This window comes from Burkholderia sp. Ac-20379 (genome assembly GCF_017104645.1).
Classification (GTDB): domain Bacteria; phylum Pseudomonadota; class Gammaproteobacteria; order Burkholderiales; family Burkholderiaceae; genus Burkholderia.
Genome location: NZ_JAAGPF010000035.1, coordinates 24,895 through 38,153 on the forward strand (window position 1 = coordinate 24,895; position 13,259 = coordinate 38,153).

Annotated in this window: 14 protein-coding genes; 9 read left to right on the forward strand and 5 right to left on the reverse strand. The window is 68.1% G+C overall.

All coding sequences use genetic code 11. The annotated features are described in order from the left end of the window. Nucleotides 1–58 precede the first annotated feature (58 nt). Nucleotides 59–520 carry a GNAT family N-acetyltransferase gene (locus tag G3N92_RS07410; protein ID WP_206126811.1) on the forward strand — a complete coding sequence of 154 codons (462 nt, stop codon included), beginning with the start codon at nucleotides 59–61 and terminating at the stop codon, nucleotides 518–520. Nucleotides 521–535: 15 nt separating this feature from the next. Here G3N92_RS07410 and G3N92_RS07415 read toward each other — a convergent pair whose 3' ends face one another. After that, on the reverse strand, nucleotides 536–1,453 hold the full coding sequence (locus G3N92_RS07415) for a LysR substrate-binding domain-containing protein (protein WP_206126812.1): 918 nt from the start codon (nucleotides 1,451–1,453) through the stop codon (nucleotides 536–538). A gap of 141 nt (nucleotides 1,454–1,594) precedes the next feature. Between G3N92_RS07415 and G3N92_RS07420 the strand changes: the two genes are divergently transcribed. The 5 genes from G3N92_RS07420 to G3N92_RS07440 all read left to right on the forward strand — a co-directional run bounded on the left by G3N92_RS07420 (nucleotide 1,595) and on the right by G3N92_RS07440 (nucleotide 7,385). Beyond that, on the forward strand, nucleotides 1,595–1,993 hold the full coding sequence (locus tag G3N92_RS07420) for a carboxymuconolactone decarboxylase family protein (protein ID WP_206126813.1): 399 nt from the start codon (nucleotides 1,595–1,597) through the stop codon (nucleotides 1,991–1,993). Nucleotides 1,994–2,024: 31 nt separating this feature from the next. Next, on the forward strand, nucleotides 2,025–3,506 hold the full coding sequence (locus G3N92_RS07425; RefSeq protein ID WP_206126814.1) for an aldehyde dehydrogenase family protein: 1,482 nt from the start codon (nucleotides 2,025–2,027) through the stop codon (nucleotides 3,504–3,506). Between the two features lie 22 nt (nucleotides 3,507–3,528). Further along, nucleotides 3,529–4,440, forward strand: coding sequence for an NAD(P)-dependent oxidoreductase (locus G3N92_RS35475; protein WP_339385837.1), 912 nt, complete (start codon nucleotides 3,529–3,531; stop codon nucleotides 4,438–4,440). A 101-nt stretch (nucleotides 4,441–4,541) separates the two neighbouring features. Next, on the forward strand, nucleotides 4,542–5,870 hold the full coding sequence (locus G3N92_RS07435; RefSeq protein ID WP_206126816.1) for a DUF3100 domain-containing protein: 1,329 nt from the start codon (nucleotides 4,542–4,544) through the stop codon (nucleotides 5,868–5,870). Nucleotides 5,871–5,963: 93 nt separating this feature from the next. After that, nucleotides 5,964–7,385: a M20 family metallopeptidase gene (locus G3N92_RS07440; RefSeq protein WP_206126817.1), complete on the forward strand. Its 1,422-nt coding sequence runs from the start codon at nucleotides 5,964–5,966 to the stop codon at nucleotides 7,383–7,385. Between the two features lie 2 nt (nucleotides 7,386–7,387). On the opposite strand, the gene G3N92_RS07445 is transcribed toward G3N92_RS07440, so the two are convergent. Next, nucleotides 7,388–7,813, reverse strand: coding sequence for a helix-turn-helix domain-containing protein (locus G3N92_RS07445; protein WP_206126818.1), 426 nt, complete (start codon nucleotides 7,811–7,813; stop codon nucleotides 7,388–7,390). After that, on the reverse strand, nucleotides 7,810–8,109 hold the full coding sequence (locus tag G3N92_RS07450) for a type II toxin-antitoxin system HigB family toxin (RefSeq protein ID WP_206126819.1): 300 nt from the start codon (nucleotides 8,107–8,109) through the stop codon (nucleotides 7,810–7,812). Before G3N92_RS07450 ends, G3N92_RS07445 begins: the two co-directional genes overlap by 4 nt. Before the next feature lie 414 nt (nucleotides 8,110–8,523). Here G3N92_RS07450 and G3N92_RS07455 point away from each other — a divergent pair, with 414 nt between their 5' ends. Both G3N92_RS07455 and G3N92_RS07460 read left to right on the forward strand, forming a co-directional pair. Continuing rightward, on the forward strand, nucleotides 8,524–9,072 hold the full coding sequence (locus G3N92_RS07455) for a hypothetical protein (RefSeq protein ID WP_206126820.1): 549 nt from the start codon (nucleotides 8,524–8,526) through the stop codon (nucleotides 9,070–9,072). 142 nt (nucleotides 9,073–9,214) lie between these two features. Beyond that, nucleotides 9,215–9,877, forward strand: coding sequence for a GntR family transcriptional regulator (locus G3N92_RS07460; protein ID WP_206126821.1), 663 nt, complete (start codon nucleotides 9,215–9,217; stop codon nucleotides 9,875–9,877). A 69-nt stretch (nucleotides 9,878–9,946) separates the two neighbouring features. Here the strand turns inward: G3N92_RS07460 and G3N92_RS07465 are convergent, their stop codons facing one another. Further along, a complete protein-coding gene (locus tag G3N92_RS07465) occupies nucleotides 9,947–11,260 on the reverse strand; it encodes an MFS transporter (protein WP_206126822.1) in 1,314 nt (437 codons plus the stop codon). Nucleotides 11,261–11,353: 93 nt separating this feature from the next. Then, a complete protein-coding gene (locus G3N92_RS07470) occupies nucleotides 11,354–12,196 on the reverse strand; it encodes a class II aldolase/adducin family protein (RefSeq protein ID WP_206126823.1) in 843 nt (280 codons plus the stop codon). A gap of 158 nt (nucleotides 12,197–12,354) precedes the next feature. On the opposite strand from G3N92_RS07470, the gene G3N92_RS07475 reads away from it, so the two are divergent. Then, the gene (locus tag G3N92_RS07475) at nucleotides 12,355–13,251 is read left to right on the forward strand and encodes a LysR substrate-binding domain-containing protein (protein WP_206126824.1); all 897 of its coding nucleotides are present in this window, start codon (nucleotides 12,355–12,357) and stop codon (nucleotides 13,249–13,251) included. Nucleotides 13,252–13,259: the final 8 nt, after the last annotated feature.

Genomic DNA, 13,259 nt, shown 5'->3' on the forward strand with positions numbered 1-13,259 from the left:
ACGCCCGGCGCGCTCCTATACTGGCCTGCCATCGAACGCCATGCAGGAGCGCTTTTTCATGACCGATTCACTCGTTGTCCGCGATGCACGCCCCACCGATTTCGACGCGTGGCTGCCGCTCTGGGACGGCTACAACGCGTTCTACGGCCGCTCGGGCGCGACCGCGCTGCCGCGCGGAATCACCGAGCTGACATGGCAACGCTTCTTCGATGGTTACGAGCCGATGCGGGCGATGGTGGCGGAACTGGACGGCGCGATCGTCGGCCTCGTGCATTTTCTCTATCACCGTCACACCACGATGGCCGGGCCGATCTGTTACCTGCAGGATCTGTTCACGCTCGACGCCGCGCGCGGCAAGGGCGTGGGGCGCGCGCTGATCGAGGCGGTGTATCGCGCGGCGAAAGCGGATGGCGCCGAGCGCGTGTATTGGCAGACTCACGAAACCAACGCGACGGCGATGAAGCTGTACGACCAGGTCGCGAACAAGTCGGGATTCCTGGTGTATCGGCAGCAGCTTTAAGCCGCCCGCGCGCGTTCACCCCCGCCCGCGCCGCCGCATCCTCGCGAACGACACCGTCATCGCCGCCAGTTCCTTCGCGGCCGGCGGCAGCGGCGCGTCGGCGCGCTGCAACAGGCTCAGGTCCGAACGCGGGATCGGGTTGCCGATCTCGATCGCGGCCAGCGTGCGCGCGTAGTCGGCCGTCTGCGTGACGAAAGCCGGCGCAAGAAACAGCAGATCGCTGCTGGCCACCAGCGCCAGCGTATCGAACAGCGATTCCACCGTCAGCGCCACGCGCGGCGGCTCGCAACCGGCCTCGGCGAACATGTCGTAGAGCCGGTTGCCCGGCGCGCCGAAGCGCCCGTAGCGCCCCGTGTTCACCCACTCCGCCTGCGCGAGTTCGCGCAACGCCGTCGCGCCTTCGAGCGGATGCCCGCGCCGGCACACGATGGCCGGATGCGCGGGATCGAGCACGGTGGACGCCAGGTCGCTCATGTCGGTGCCCTGCGACACCAGCGTGATCGCGAAATCGAGGTTGGCCTCGCGAATCCGCGACATCAGCACGTTGGCCGGCCCGCTCGCCAGATGCAGCGCGATCTTCGGGAAGCGCCGCCGGAATTCGCCCACCACCGGCAGCAGGATCCGCGCGAACGCCTCCGACGACACGCCCACCGCCACGCTGCCGATCAGCTCCTTGTCGCGCCCGGCGATTTCGGCCTCGGCGCGTGCGCACTCCGTGAGAATGATCCGTGCTCGCGCGAGCAGCGAACTGCCCGACGGCGTCAGCGTGATGCCGTGATGGCCGCGCAAAAACAGCTCGGTGTTCAGCGCCGCCTCGAGGCGTTTGACCTGCTGCGTGAGCCCGCTCTGCGCCAGCCCCAATTCGCGCGCGGCGGCCCGGATGCTGCCGTGTTCGACGATCGCGACGAAGCCTTCAAGCTGATCGAGCGTCATGGTTCACCCCGGGTCTACCCCGATAACAAAACGTGATCATGATAGCTGCGAAACCATCTTCCCCACGGTTTTTGGCGTTCCTAGACTGGGCTCATCGATATCGCGGCGCCACCGAAACGCGCCGCAGCCAACGGAGCCAGCATGAGCCAGGACACGCTTTACGACATTGGGGAACAGATGCGCCGCGAGATTCTCGGCGAGGCCTACGTCGCGCAATCGGCGGCGGCAACCGACGCGTTCAGCGCGCCGATCCGCGAATTCGCGATCAAGCATTTGTGGGGCGAGATCTGGGCCCGCGACGGGCTCGACCGCCGCAGCCGCAGCATCGTCAACCTCGCGCTGCTGACCGCGCTGAACCGCCCGACCGAGCTGAAGATCCACGTGCGCGCCGCGCTCAACAACGGCCTGACCAAGACGGAAATCTCCGAGATCTTCCTGCAATGCGGCCTGTATTGCGGCATCCCGGCCGGCAGCGAAAGCACGCGCATCGCCAAGCAGCTGTTCGCCGAACTGGACGCCGAAGCGGCCGCCGCCAAGTAAGCGCACCGCCCCGATCCTCAGGAGAGCGAACATGACTCATCAGCAACACCTGGCCGCGCTGCTCGACGCGCTCGGCGTGCCCGACGGCGCCGGCTCGTTCGTCGACGGCCGGATGGCGAAGGGCGAAGGCGGCGCGATCGAGATTCGCGATCCGTTCGACGGTGCGGTGTCCTACACGTTCGCCGATGCGGATCCGGCGCTCGTCGAGCGCGCGGTGCGCTCGTCGGCGGCCGGCCTGCAGACATGGCGCGCGATGTCCGCGCGCGACCGGGCGCGCGTGCTGCGCGCCGTGTCGGCGGCCGTGACGCGTCTGGCCGAGCCGCTCGCGCAGCTCGAATCGGTCACCAGCGGCAAGATCGTCAAGGGCTCGCGCGCCCAGCTCGAGCTGGTGGCCGACATGCTCGACTACTACGCCGGCTGGGCCGACAAGTTCACCGGCGACGTGATCCCGGTGCCGGGCGGCCAGCTCAACTACACGGTGCGCGAGCCGCTCGGCGTGGTGCTGCAGGTCACGCCGTGGAATTCGCCGCTCTATCTGGCGGTGTGGAACGCCGCGCCGGCGCTGGCGATGGGCAACGCGGTGCTGCTCAAGCCGTCCGAGCTGACGCCGCTCACGGCGCTCGCGTTCGCGAAGCTGGCGGTGGAGGCCGGGCTGCCGCCGGGCGTGCTCAACGTGATCGGCGGTTACGGCCAGTCGACGGTGCAGCCGCTGATCCAGCGCGACGACGTGAAGAAGGTGGTGTTCGTCGGCTCGACGGCCACCGGCCGCAAGGTCGCCGCGCAGGCGGCGCAGCGCCCGATCCCGTGCCTGCTCGAACTGGGCGGCAAGTCCGCCAACATCGTGTTCGCCGATGCGGATCTCGAACGCGCCGCCGACGCGGCGCTGCTGGCCGGCTTCGCCAACACCGGCCAGAACTGCGCGGCCGGCTCGCGGCTGCTCGTGCAGCAGGACGTCTACGACCGCTTCATCGCGCTGCTGGAGGCGCGGCTGCCGCGCTACCGGATCGGCTCGCCGCTCGACGAGAACGTCGAGATCGGCCCGGTCAACAACGCGCAGCAACTGCGCCGCATCCGCGAGATGGTCGAGCTGGGCGTGGCCGAAGGCGCGCGCTGCCTGCAGGGCAACCCCGCGCCGCAAAGCGGCGGCTATTTCGTCTCGCCCACCGTGCTCGCCGGCGCCACCAACGCGATGGCCGTGGCGCGCGAGGAGATCTTCGGGCCGGTGATCGTGGCGATTCCGTTCGAGACGGAAGCGCAGGCGGTGGCGATCGCCAACGACAGCGAGTTCGGCCTGGCCGGCGCGGTGTGGACCCGCGACATCGCACGCGGCCACCGCGTCGCCGGGCAGATCAACGCCGGGCTGCTGTGGATCAACATGTATCGCGAGATGCATGTGTCCTCGCCGTTCGGCGGCAACGATTCAAGCGGCTACGGGCGCTCCAGCGGGGTCGAATCGCTCTACGAATACACGCGCACCAAGAGCATCTGGCTGCCGACGGCGCCGGGCGCCTGAGGCGAACGCACGATCAATCCGGATCAACAGGAAACAGGTACTTAGCATGACTAATATCGGTGTCATCGGACTGGGTAACATGGGGCGCGGCATGGCGGCATCGCTGCTGCGCAAGGATTTCGCGGTGGTCGGCTACGACGCGTCGCCCGCTTCGGCCGCATTGGCCGGCGAGGCCGGCGTGCTGCTGGTGGACAGCCTGGCCGCGGTGGCCGGGCGCTGCGGGACGCTGGTGCTGTCGCTGCCGAACCCGCAGATCGTCGATGCGGTGATCAACGGCGAACACGGCCTGCTCGCGCACTTGAAGCCGGGCGCGCTGATCGTCGACACCAGCACGTCCGACCCGCAGGTGTCGCGGCGGCTCGCGGCGCAACTGGCCGAGCACGGCGTGCGCTTCATCGACGCGCCCGTCAGCGGCGGCCCGCGCGGCGCGCAGAACGGCGAGCTGACGTTCTTCCTCGGCGGCGACGCGGCCGACATCGCCGCGGCCGGCCCGGTGTTCGACGCGCTGGCGAAGGCGCGCTTCCATATCGGCGCGTCGGGCGCGGGCAACGTGGCGAAGATCGTCAACAACCTGCTGGTGGCCTCGCATCTGGTGATCGCGGCCGAGGCGTTCAAGCTGGCCGAATCGGCGGGCGTGCCGGTGGCGGATCTGCTCGAATCGATCAACGCGGGCTCGGGCCGCAGCGGCGTGACGACCTACAACTATCCGTCGCGGATCGTGAACGGCGCGTTCGACTCGGGTTTCACGATGGGCTTGATGCGCAAGGACGTGCGGCTCGCGCTGGCGCTGGTGGACGCGCAGGGCCTCGACCTGCCGGTGTGCAGCGACATCGCGGCGGTGTGGCAGGCCAGCGCGGCGGCCCTCGCCGACGGCGAGGATTTCAACCGGATCGTGCAGTTCGCCGCGGCGGGTGCGCAGCCGCAGCCCGCATAACGCACGCAACGCACGCATCGATCGCACCGACCGCCGCGCGCGCCGCCGAAGATGGCCGCCGGCCCGGTTGCCGTCCCAGTCAGGGTGAGGGAGAGAAGACCATGCAACACATCTCAGTCGTTCAGCATGACGTAACAAGCACCAAGGGGCAGCTCGCCCGGCTCGTCGTTTTCGTCGCAGCGATCGCCATCGGTGCATCGCTCATCGGCCCGCTGAAGCTCAAGCTCGGGATCGGCACGGTGGTGCTGCTGCCGATGGTCTGGGCCATGATCCTCGGTGCGATCGTGGGCGTGATCGGCACGCGCCAGCACGGCATCGCGCGCTTCGATGCGGAGCTGCAATTCAAGGCCGGCGCGCTGCTGCAACCGGCGCTGCTGATGTTCACGGCCAAGCTCGGCCTGATGGTGGGCTGGTCGCTGCCGAAGGTGATGCACGCCGGCTGGGCGCTCGCATTCCAGGAGTTCGGCCACTTTCTCGGCACCATCCTGGTGGCGCTGCCGCTCGCGCTGCTGCTCGGCATCAAGCGCGAGGCGATCGGCGCGACGTTCTCGGTGGGCCGCGAGCCGAGCCTCGCGATCATCGGCGACCGCTACGGCATGAACTCGCCCGAAGGCTGCGGCGTGCTGGCCGAATACCTGACCGGCACGATCTTCGGCGCGGTGTTCATCGCGCTGCTGGCCGGCTTCATCGCCTCGCTCGGCATCCTCGATCCGATCGCGCTGGCGATGGGCGCGGGCGTGGGCTCGGGCAGCATGATGGCCGCCGCCTCGGGCGCGATCGCCGCGCAGCAGACGCCCGAAGTGGCCAAGCAGGTCGCCACCTTCGCGGCCGCCAGCAACCTGATCACGAGCACGGTGGGCGTGTACTTCACGCTGTTCATCTCGCTGCCGTGCGCCGTGCGCTTCTATCGGTTCCTCGAACCGAAGATCGGCCGCACCACGCGCGCCTCGTCGGCCGCGAGCGACCGCGTCGACGCGTCCGACGCCAAGGAGGGCACCTATTCGAGCGTCGAGAAATGGGTGGCGTGGCTCGTGGTGGGCGCGGTGTCGATCGTCTGCAATGCGATCCTGACGGGCGGCAACCCGATGGACAGCGTGCCGTGCATCCTGATCATCCTCGCCGTGCTGGCCGTCAACGACGTGCTCGTCAAGCTGATCGGCGGGCGGCTGCCGGCCGTGTGCGTGGTGTCGCTGGTGGCGATGGCGCTGACCTCGCCGTGGAGCCCGGTGGCCGCCAGCGTCAATGCGCTGAGCAATCACCTCGACTTCCTGTCGGTCACGCCGCCGATGCTGACGCTGGCCGGCCTGTCGATCGCCAAGGACATCCCCGCGTTCCGCAAGCTCGGCTGGCGCATCGTGCTGGTGTCGTTCTGCGCCAACGCGGGCAGCTTCCTGGTCGCGAGCGTCGTCGCGCAATTCTTCCACCACTGAAGCCTCAAAGCCCCGCTCCCCGTCCTTCCCAACCGACGCGCCGCGCCGGCAGGCTCACGCCCGCCGCACGCGGCGCGCACCAGCCTGCCCAGCATGAACGCCAACTTCACCGCTCCCGCCTCGTCCGCCGCCTCGCGCGACGCGCTGATCGCCGCTGCCGCCCGCCATTTCGATTCGGGAGCCTACACATTGGAACTGGCACGCCGCGTCGCGGCGCGCACCGAAAGCCAGAACCCCGAGCGCCACGACGAACTGCTCGCCTACCTGACCGGCGACACCGCCGCCTGCCTCGCCGCGCTCGGCTTCAAATCGGAAATCTGGGAGAACCCGGTCGACGGCGCGCCGCCGTTCCTGTTCGCCTCGCGCATCGAGCACCCCGAGCTGCCGACCGTGCTGATCTACGGCCACGGCGACGTGGTGCGCGGCGACGACGCCAACTGGGCGCCCGGCCTCGAACCGTGGCGCGTGCAGGTGGTCGGCGACCGCCTCTACGGGCGCGGCACCGCCGACAACAAGGGGCAACACTCGGTCAATCTGGCCGCGCTCGCGCTGACCTTGCAAGCGCGCGGCGGCAAGCTCGGCTTCAACCTGAAATGCCTGATGGAAATGGGCGAGGAAGTGGGCTCGCCGGGCTTGGCCGAGGTGGCGGCGCTGCACGCGGCCGAGTTGCGGGCCGACCGGTTCCTCGCCTCGGACGGCCCGCGCGTGGATGCCGCCACGCCCACGCTGTTCCTCGGCTCGCGCGGCTTCATCAACTTCACACTGTCGATCGAGAGCCGCCAGCGCAGCTATCACTCCGGCAACTGGGGCGGCCTGCTCGCGAACCCGGCGCTGCGGCTCGCCAACGCGCTGGCCACGCTGGCCGACGAACGCGGCGCGATCCGGCTGGCCGGGCTGAAGCCCGCGAGCCTGCCACCCGAGGTCAGGGCGCGCCTGGCCGACGTGACGCTCGACGATCAACCGGGCGCGCCCGCCATCGACGACGGCTGGGGCGAGCCGGGCCTGAGCCGCAGCGAGAAGCTGTACGGCTGGAATGCGTTCGAGGTGCTGGCGATGACGGCCGGCAACCCGGCCGCGCCGGTCAACGCGATTCCGCCGAGCGCGCGGGCGCATTGCCAGTTGCGCTTCGTGGTGGGCACCGATTGGGCGCGGCTCGACGCGCTGCTGCGTGCGCACTTCGACAGCCTCGGCTTCCCGGACGTGCAGGTGGCGCTCGGCGACCGCTCGCCCGCCACGCGGCTGAGCCCGGACGATCCGTGGGTGCGCTTCGTCGAGCGCTCGGTCGAAGCCACGCTGGGCCGCGCGCCGCGCGTGCTGCCGAACATCGGCGGCTCGATTCCGAACCACGTGTTCTCGGACGTGCTCGGGCTGCCGACCGTGTGGATGCCTCACTCCTATCCGGGCTGCGCGCAGCATGCGCCGGACGAGCACATGCTGGCGAACGTGGCGCGGGAGGGGTTGATGATGATGGCGGGGGTGTGGTGGGATCTGGGGGAACGCAGCGTCGCCCGTTAGGCTCAGACGAATACGCTCATGTCGGTGCCGAAGCGCTCGGCCAGCGCTTTCGCGACTTTCTTGCTGATCTCGCGACGGCCCGCCAGGATATCGCTGATCAACGTCGGCGATGCAATGTCGGCCAGATCCTTTTGCTTCAGGCCATGCGTTTCCAGCAGATAGCGAAGCACGTCGCGCGGCTCGGCTTTCGGCAATGCCATCTGTCGGGATTCCCAACCCTCGATCAGGTCGGTGACCAGATCGAACAGGTCGTGCAGCGGGCCGTCGTCTTCTTCGAGATGTAGGTGATCGGCCAGTTCGTTGGCCAGCGCGACCATCTTGCGGTGATCGTCCTCATCGCGAATCGGCTTGAGAAAGACTTGCTCCTGCAAGGCCGACCAGGTTTTGGCAATGGCGGGAAAACCGCCCGAGAGGCGTTGAGTTTTCATTTCTTTCTATTCTTCCCGGTCCAGGCGTCGTATTCCTTGTGCGTCAGAACATGGCGGATGAACAACTTTTGCCGATCGAAATGAATGGCGGCAACGACTCGACACTTGTTGCCTCCCACGTTGAATACATAGAAGCAGGCGGGAACGTAATCAACGGTACCGAATGTCTTCTTCAGGCTGGCCAGATCGTCGGCCTTGCACTTCAGCGCCAGGGTGTACCAGATCTGAAGCGAACTTTTCGTTACAGGGTGCTTGGCAATGAATTCATCGACTGCCGTCTTCGAAATGACACGCATGCTGGCGTTCCTTGTCAAACGTTTCGGCGTCGTTCATGACGTTCTCCGTAACAGGGGTCGCGCCCGGAATGAATCATGGCAAACGCCGATGCTGCATACGCGGAAACGAGTGTATTCGCAAAACGCGAACTTCGCAATATGCGAAGTTCATGTGTTCGCTAGCATAGCGCGCGAGGGCTGAAACGGCGCTGATGTGCATCAAGCGGATATGCCCGCGGCATGAATGACACCGTGATCGTCGAGGTGGTTCGCGAGGTGCCGACAGCCGCTGCGTGTTTCTCCCGATGTCCACGCAACACCCGCCCCGCTATTCTCTGGATACAGAGTTCGGCATTCGGTAGACAATTTCACCGACCCATCACGACGATCCCGCCGCTCTGCTCCCCACGATTGGCTCACCGCCGAGGACGCGCGATGAAGATGCCGGATTGCCTGTTTGGCCGTTCCCCCAGCACCGACCGCAACGAACCGCTGCTGCTCGGCGAAACCGGCTTCTCGTTCGCCCGCGCGCAGCGCCCGGCCGCACCGCTCGCGCAATGGGCGCACGGCGGCGTGCCCGCGCCGGCGCGCGCGGCATTGCAGGCGCAGGACGGCTTCGCCGATCCGGAAACGCTGTCGTACGTGCCGCTGGAGCGCGATTCGCTCGGCGGCGTCGAGGCCGAATGGATTCTGGCGCGCGCCGCGGCCGGCCTGCTGTCGATCTTCGTGCGCGACGCGCGCGGCGGCGAGGCCAGCCAGTTGCTCGACGACATGCGCTTCGCCGTGGCCGAGGCGCGGCGCTTCCGCGCGGCCGCCGCGCTGGTGTTCGTGCAGCAGGCGCGCGGCGGCGATCTCGCAGGCTGCCTCGACGCGGTGCGCGCCGCGTACCATGCCGACACGATCAAGACCGGCCGGCTCTACGCCGCTGCAACCGCCAGCGCGGACGACCTGCCCGTCTGGTTCTGCTGCCTTCCCGCCCACTGAGCCGCCGGGCCCCAATACCCCTCGCCCCGCTCCGGGCTGACGCAACGCAAGCGGCCGGCGCACCGCCTGGCCGCCGTCCCTTCGCGCCCCCGCATCCGGGCTGGTAAGCTAACGGTATTCTGTATCCATAGATGCCGTGACCATGCCAGCGAAACTCTTGAAAATCCAGGCGCGCACCGATTACGTCGACGAGGTCTATCGCGTGCTGCGCGATGCCATCACCGAAGGCTCGATCGCGCCGGGCACCCGCATCGTCCAGGAAGAAATCGCCGAGCAGCTCTCGGTGTCGCGCTCGCCGGTGCTGCAGGCGTTCCGCCTGCTGAAGAAGGATGGCCTGGTGGAAGACGCGCCGGGCCGCGGCCTGCAGGTCGCGCCGCTCGACGCCGAGCGCATCGGCCATCTGTACGAGCTGCGCGGCGCGCTCGACAGCCTCGCCGCCCGGCTCGCCGCGCGCAAGCGCGTCAAGCTCGACAAATCGCTGATCGCCGCGGGCCGCAAGCTCTCGAAGGGCGAGGACATCAAGGCGATGATCGAGGCCGACATGGCCTTCCACAGCGCGATCTACGCCGCCTCGGGCAACCCGCTGATCGTCGACAACGCGCACCTGCACTGGATGCTGCTGCGCCGCGTGATGGGTGCCGTGCATCAGGTGGCCGGCCAGCGCAAGACGGTCTGGGACGAGCACGCGGCGATCGCCGAGGCGATCGCGCAGGGCGACGAGGAGCTGGCCGCGAAGCTCAGCATTCAGCACACCGAATATGCGCGCGAGAACCTCGTGCGCAACATGGCCGAGGCGGTGGCCTGAACGCACGCGCGCCGGCGGATGCGAAACCCGCCGGCGCGCAGCGCCGAACCATCAGGCGAACGAACCGTTTCAAGCCCGCGTGCGGCGCGAATTCACCAGCGCGGGCGGCACCAGCAACACCAGCGCACCACCCACCACCAGGCTCGCCGACAGCACCAGCACCCCGGCGCCGGCCGATCCCGTCGCGTTCTTGATCAGGCCGATCAGCGACGGGCTGACCACGCCCGAAATGCTGCCGACCGAATTCGCGAGCGCGAGGCCCGCGGCGGCGGCGGCGCCACCGAGAAACGCGGGCGGCAGCACCCAGAACTGCGAGATGGTGGTCATCACGCCCATCGTGCCGATCGTCAGGCCGATCAGCGCCAGCGCGGTGGAATGCGCGAACGCCACGCTCAGGCCCAGCCCGAGCGCCCCCACCAGCCCCGGCACGATCAGGTGCCAGCGCCGCTCGCCGCTGCGATCCGAGCTCTGGCTGACCAGCACCATCGCGATCGCGCCGGCCGCATACGGAATCGCGCTCAGCAGCCCCACGTTGAGCGGGTTCGACACGCCGCTCGATTTGATCAGCGTCGGCAGCCAGAAGCTCACGCCGTACAGCCCCATCGTGTAGAAGAAGTAGATGCCGCTGACCAGCAGGATCTTCGGGCTGAACAGGCCGTCGGTCACCGAATGCAGCGCGCCCTTCGGCGCTTCCTCGCGCAGCTTGCGCTCGATCGCGGCCTTCTGGTCGGCGTCGAGCCAGTTGGCGTCGGCCACCTTGTCGTCGAGGAAGAAGAACGCGATCGCGCCGAGCACGATGGTCGGCACGCCTTCCAGCAGGAACAGCCACTGCCAGCCGGCCATGCCGTGCGCGCCGCCGAGCTGCGTCATGAGCCAGCCCGACAGCGGCCCGCCGATCACGCCCGACATCGGAATGCCCGTCATGAACAGCGCCGTCACCTTCGAGCGGCGCGACGGCGGAAACCAGTACGTGAGATACAGCACGATGGCCGGAAAGAAGCCCGCCTCGGCCACGCCGAGCAGGAAGCGCATCACGTAGAACTGCGTGGCCGTGTGCACGAACATCATGCCGGCCGACAGCAGCCCCCAGGTCACCATGATCCGCGCGATCCAGCGTCGCGGCCCCACACGCAGCAGCATCAGATTGCTTGGCACTTCGAACAGCAGATAGCCGATGAAGAACACGCTCGCGCCGAAGCCGTAGATCGCTTCGTCGAAGCCGAGATCGGTCAGCATCTGGAGCTTCGCGAACGCGACGTTGATGCGGTCGAGATACGCGGCGAGATAGCAGAGAAACAGGAACGGCACGAGCCGGACGGTCGCTTTCGCGAACGCGGACGACTCGCCGCCTTCCATATACGCGGCAGGGCTGGGGGAACTCATGGTTGTCTCCTGAGGGGCCTTGCGATGGCCGGCCGGGCGGGCGCCTTCTGAGGATCGTCTCCGCCGGCCGGTCTGGGGTTCGACCGGCGGGAATCAGTCGAACATGTCCGGCTGCGTCGCGACCAGATCGTTCCAGAGCGTCTGGAAGTGGAGCCAGCCGATGTATTCGCTGCCCACGTGTTCGCGGCTGTAGCGCGCGCGCTCGGGCGTCACTTCCTTCGGCACGATGCCGGTGGCCTCGATCATCAATTGCTGGCGGCAGCAGCGTTCGAGCGCGATGAACCAGAACGCGGCCGAATCGATGCTGTGACGGCTCGCCGTCAGCAGCCCGTGGTTCTGGTGGATCGCGGCCTTCACGCCGGCGAACGCGTTGGCGACCTTGTTGCCGCCCTTCACTTCCACCGCCACCTTGCCCGCCTCCTCGCCGATCACCACGTGATCCTCGAAGAACGCGGCGGCGTCCTGCGAGATCGGCGCGAGCGGCTTGCCGAGCGCGGCGAACGCGGTGCCGTACACGGTGTGCGCGTGACACATCGCGACGATGTCCTGATGCTGTTCGTGCACCGCGGCGTGCAGCACGAAGCCCGCGCGGTTGATCGCGTATTCGCCCTCCACCACCTTGCCCTCGTGATCGGCGCAGATCAGGTTCGACACCTTGACCTGCGCGAAATGCACGGCCATCGGGTTGGTCCAGTACAGGCCCGGATGTTCGGGATCCCGAATCGTCAGGTGGCCGGCGAAGCCGTAATCGAAGCCGTGCTGCGCGAACGCGCGGCACGCGGCGACGAGCCGTTCCTTCAGATGCTGGCGATGCGCCGCGTGCGATTCGAACGTCGGCAGGTCGGGAAAGATCAGCCCTTCCTGATCGGGCTGGTAGATCGATACCTTGCCCGGCTTGACGATCGATTCGGCCGGGCGTTCGGCGACTGTGGACATGAGATTGCCTCCTTCGCATAGTGGGGTGAAGAGAGGCGGCGCGGCCTCCCACTGCCTGTCCCGCGCCGCCGATACCGTCATCGTCTGTCGCGCCGATCGCGTTGACAAACGAACGCTGTTCATACAAACATGAACCACATTCATACCTGGAGACGCGCATGCGCCGCATCCCGAACTTCGTTCTGCTTAGGGCTTTCGAAGCCACGGCGCGCCTGCGCAGCTTCACGCGCGCGGCCGAGGAGCTGCATCTGACGCAATCGGCGATCAGCCACCAGGTGCGCGAACTCGAAGAGCACTTCGGCCGCCGCCTGCTGGTGCGCCGCAACCGCACCGTCGACACCACGCCCGAGGGCGCGCGCCTCCAGCACAACCTCGGCCGCGTGTTCGACGTGATCGAGGCCGCCTGCAACGAGGTGAGCCTCGCGCCCACGGCGCAAGTGCTCGCGCTGCACAGCGCGCCGAGCTTCGCCGCGAAATGGCTCGGCCCGCGCCTGCCGCAGTTCATGCGCGACAACCCCGACATCACGATCCGCCTGTCGTCGGGCGCGCCCCCGATCGACATGACGCGCGACCGCGAGATCGACGTCGCGATCTCCTACGGCCAGGCCATCGAGCGCCCGGCCATCGTCACGCAGGCGATGGGCGCGGAACGCATCGCGCCGATGTGCTCGCCCGCGCTGCTGCAGGACGGCGTCGATCCGCGCGAGGCGATCCGCCGGCTCACGCTGATCGATTCGCAACTGAGCCGCATCACCTGGGCCGACTGGTTCGCCGGCAACGGCATCGCGCTGCCGGCCCGCGCGCGGCCCTCGTTCGATCGCGCCGCGCTCGCGCTGTCGGCCGCCGTGGACGGCATGGGCGTGGCGCTCGAAACCACGCGGCTGGCCGAGCGCGAGCTGTCGCGCGGCGATCTCGTGCTGCTCGGCGACGGCGCGTTCGCGCCGCTGCATCGCGAAACCCACTTCCTGTCCTATCGCGAGGACGAGCGCGAGACCGACAAGGTCCGGCGCTTCGTGCGCTGGCTCGACGCAGCGGCGCGGCGCGACGCCGCCTGATGCCGCTC

What these genes read in the sequence shown, in the direction of transcription:
- G3N92_RS07410 (WP_206126811.1), top strand. Translation starts at nt 59, where the DNA reads ATGACCGATTCACTCGTTGTCCGCGATGCACGCCCCACCGATTTCGAC.
- G3N92_RS07415 (WP_206126812.1), bottom strand. Translation starts at nt 1,453, where the DNA reads ATGACGCTCGATCAGCTTGAAGGCTTCGTCGCGATCGTCGAACACGGC.
- G3N92_RS07420 (WP_206126813.1), top strand. Translation starts at nt 1,595, where the DNA reads ATGAGCCAGGACACGCTTTACGACATTGGGGAACAGATGCGCCGCGAG.
- G3N92_RS07425 (WP_206126814.1), top strand. Translation starts at nt 2,025, where the DNA reads ATGACTCATCAGCAACACCTGGCCGCGCTGCTCGACGCGCTCGGCGTG.
- G3N92_RS07435 (WP_206126816.1), top strand. Translation starts at nt 4,542, where the DNA reads ATGCAACACATCTCAGTCGTTCAGCATGACGTAACAAGCACCAAGGGG.
- G3N92_RS07440 (WP_206126817.1), top strand. Translation starts at nt 5,964, where the DNA reads ATGAACGCCAACTTCACCGCTCCCGCCTCGTCCGCCGCCTCGCGCGAC.
- G3N92_RS07445 (WP_206126818.1), bottom strand. Translation starts at nt 7,813, where the DNA reads ATGAAAACTCAACGCCTCTCGGGCGGTTTTCCCGCCATTGCCAAAACC.
- G3N92_RS07450 (WP_206126819.1), bottom strand. Translation starts at nt 8,109, where the DNA reads ATGCGTGTCATTTCGAAGACGGCAGTCGATGAATTCATTGCCAAGCAC.
- G3N92_RS07455 (WP_206126820.1), top strand. Translation starts at nt 8,524, where the DNA reads ATGAAGATGCCGGATTGCCTGTTTGGCCGTTCCCCCAGCACCGACCGC.
- G3N92_RS07460 (WP_206126821.1), top strand. Translation starts at nt 9,215, where the DNA reads ATGCCAGCGAAACTCTTGAAAATCCAGGCGCGCACCGATTACGTCGAC.
- G3N92_RS07465 (WP_206126822.1), bottom strand. Translation starts at nt 11,260, where the DNA reads ATGAGTTCCCCCAGCCCTGCCGCGTATATGGAAGGCGGCGAGTCGTCC.
- G3N92_RS07470 (WP_206126823.1), bottom strand. Translation starts at nt 12,196, where the DNA reads ATGTCCACAGTCGCCGAACGCCCGGCCGAATCGATCGTCAAGCCGGGC.
- G3N92_RS07475 (WP_206126824.1), top strand. Translation starts at nt 12,355, where the DNA reads ATGCGCCGCATCCCGAACTTCGTTCTGCTTAGGGCTTTCGAAGCCACG.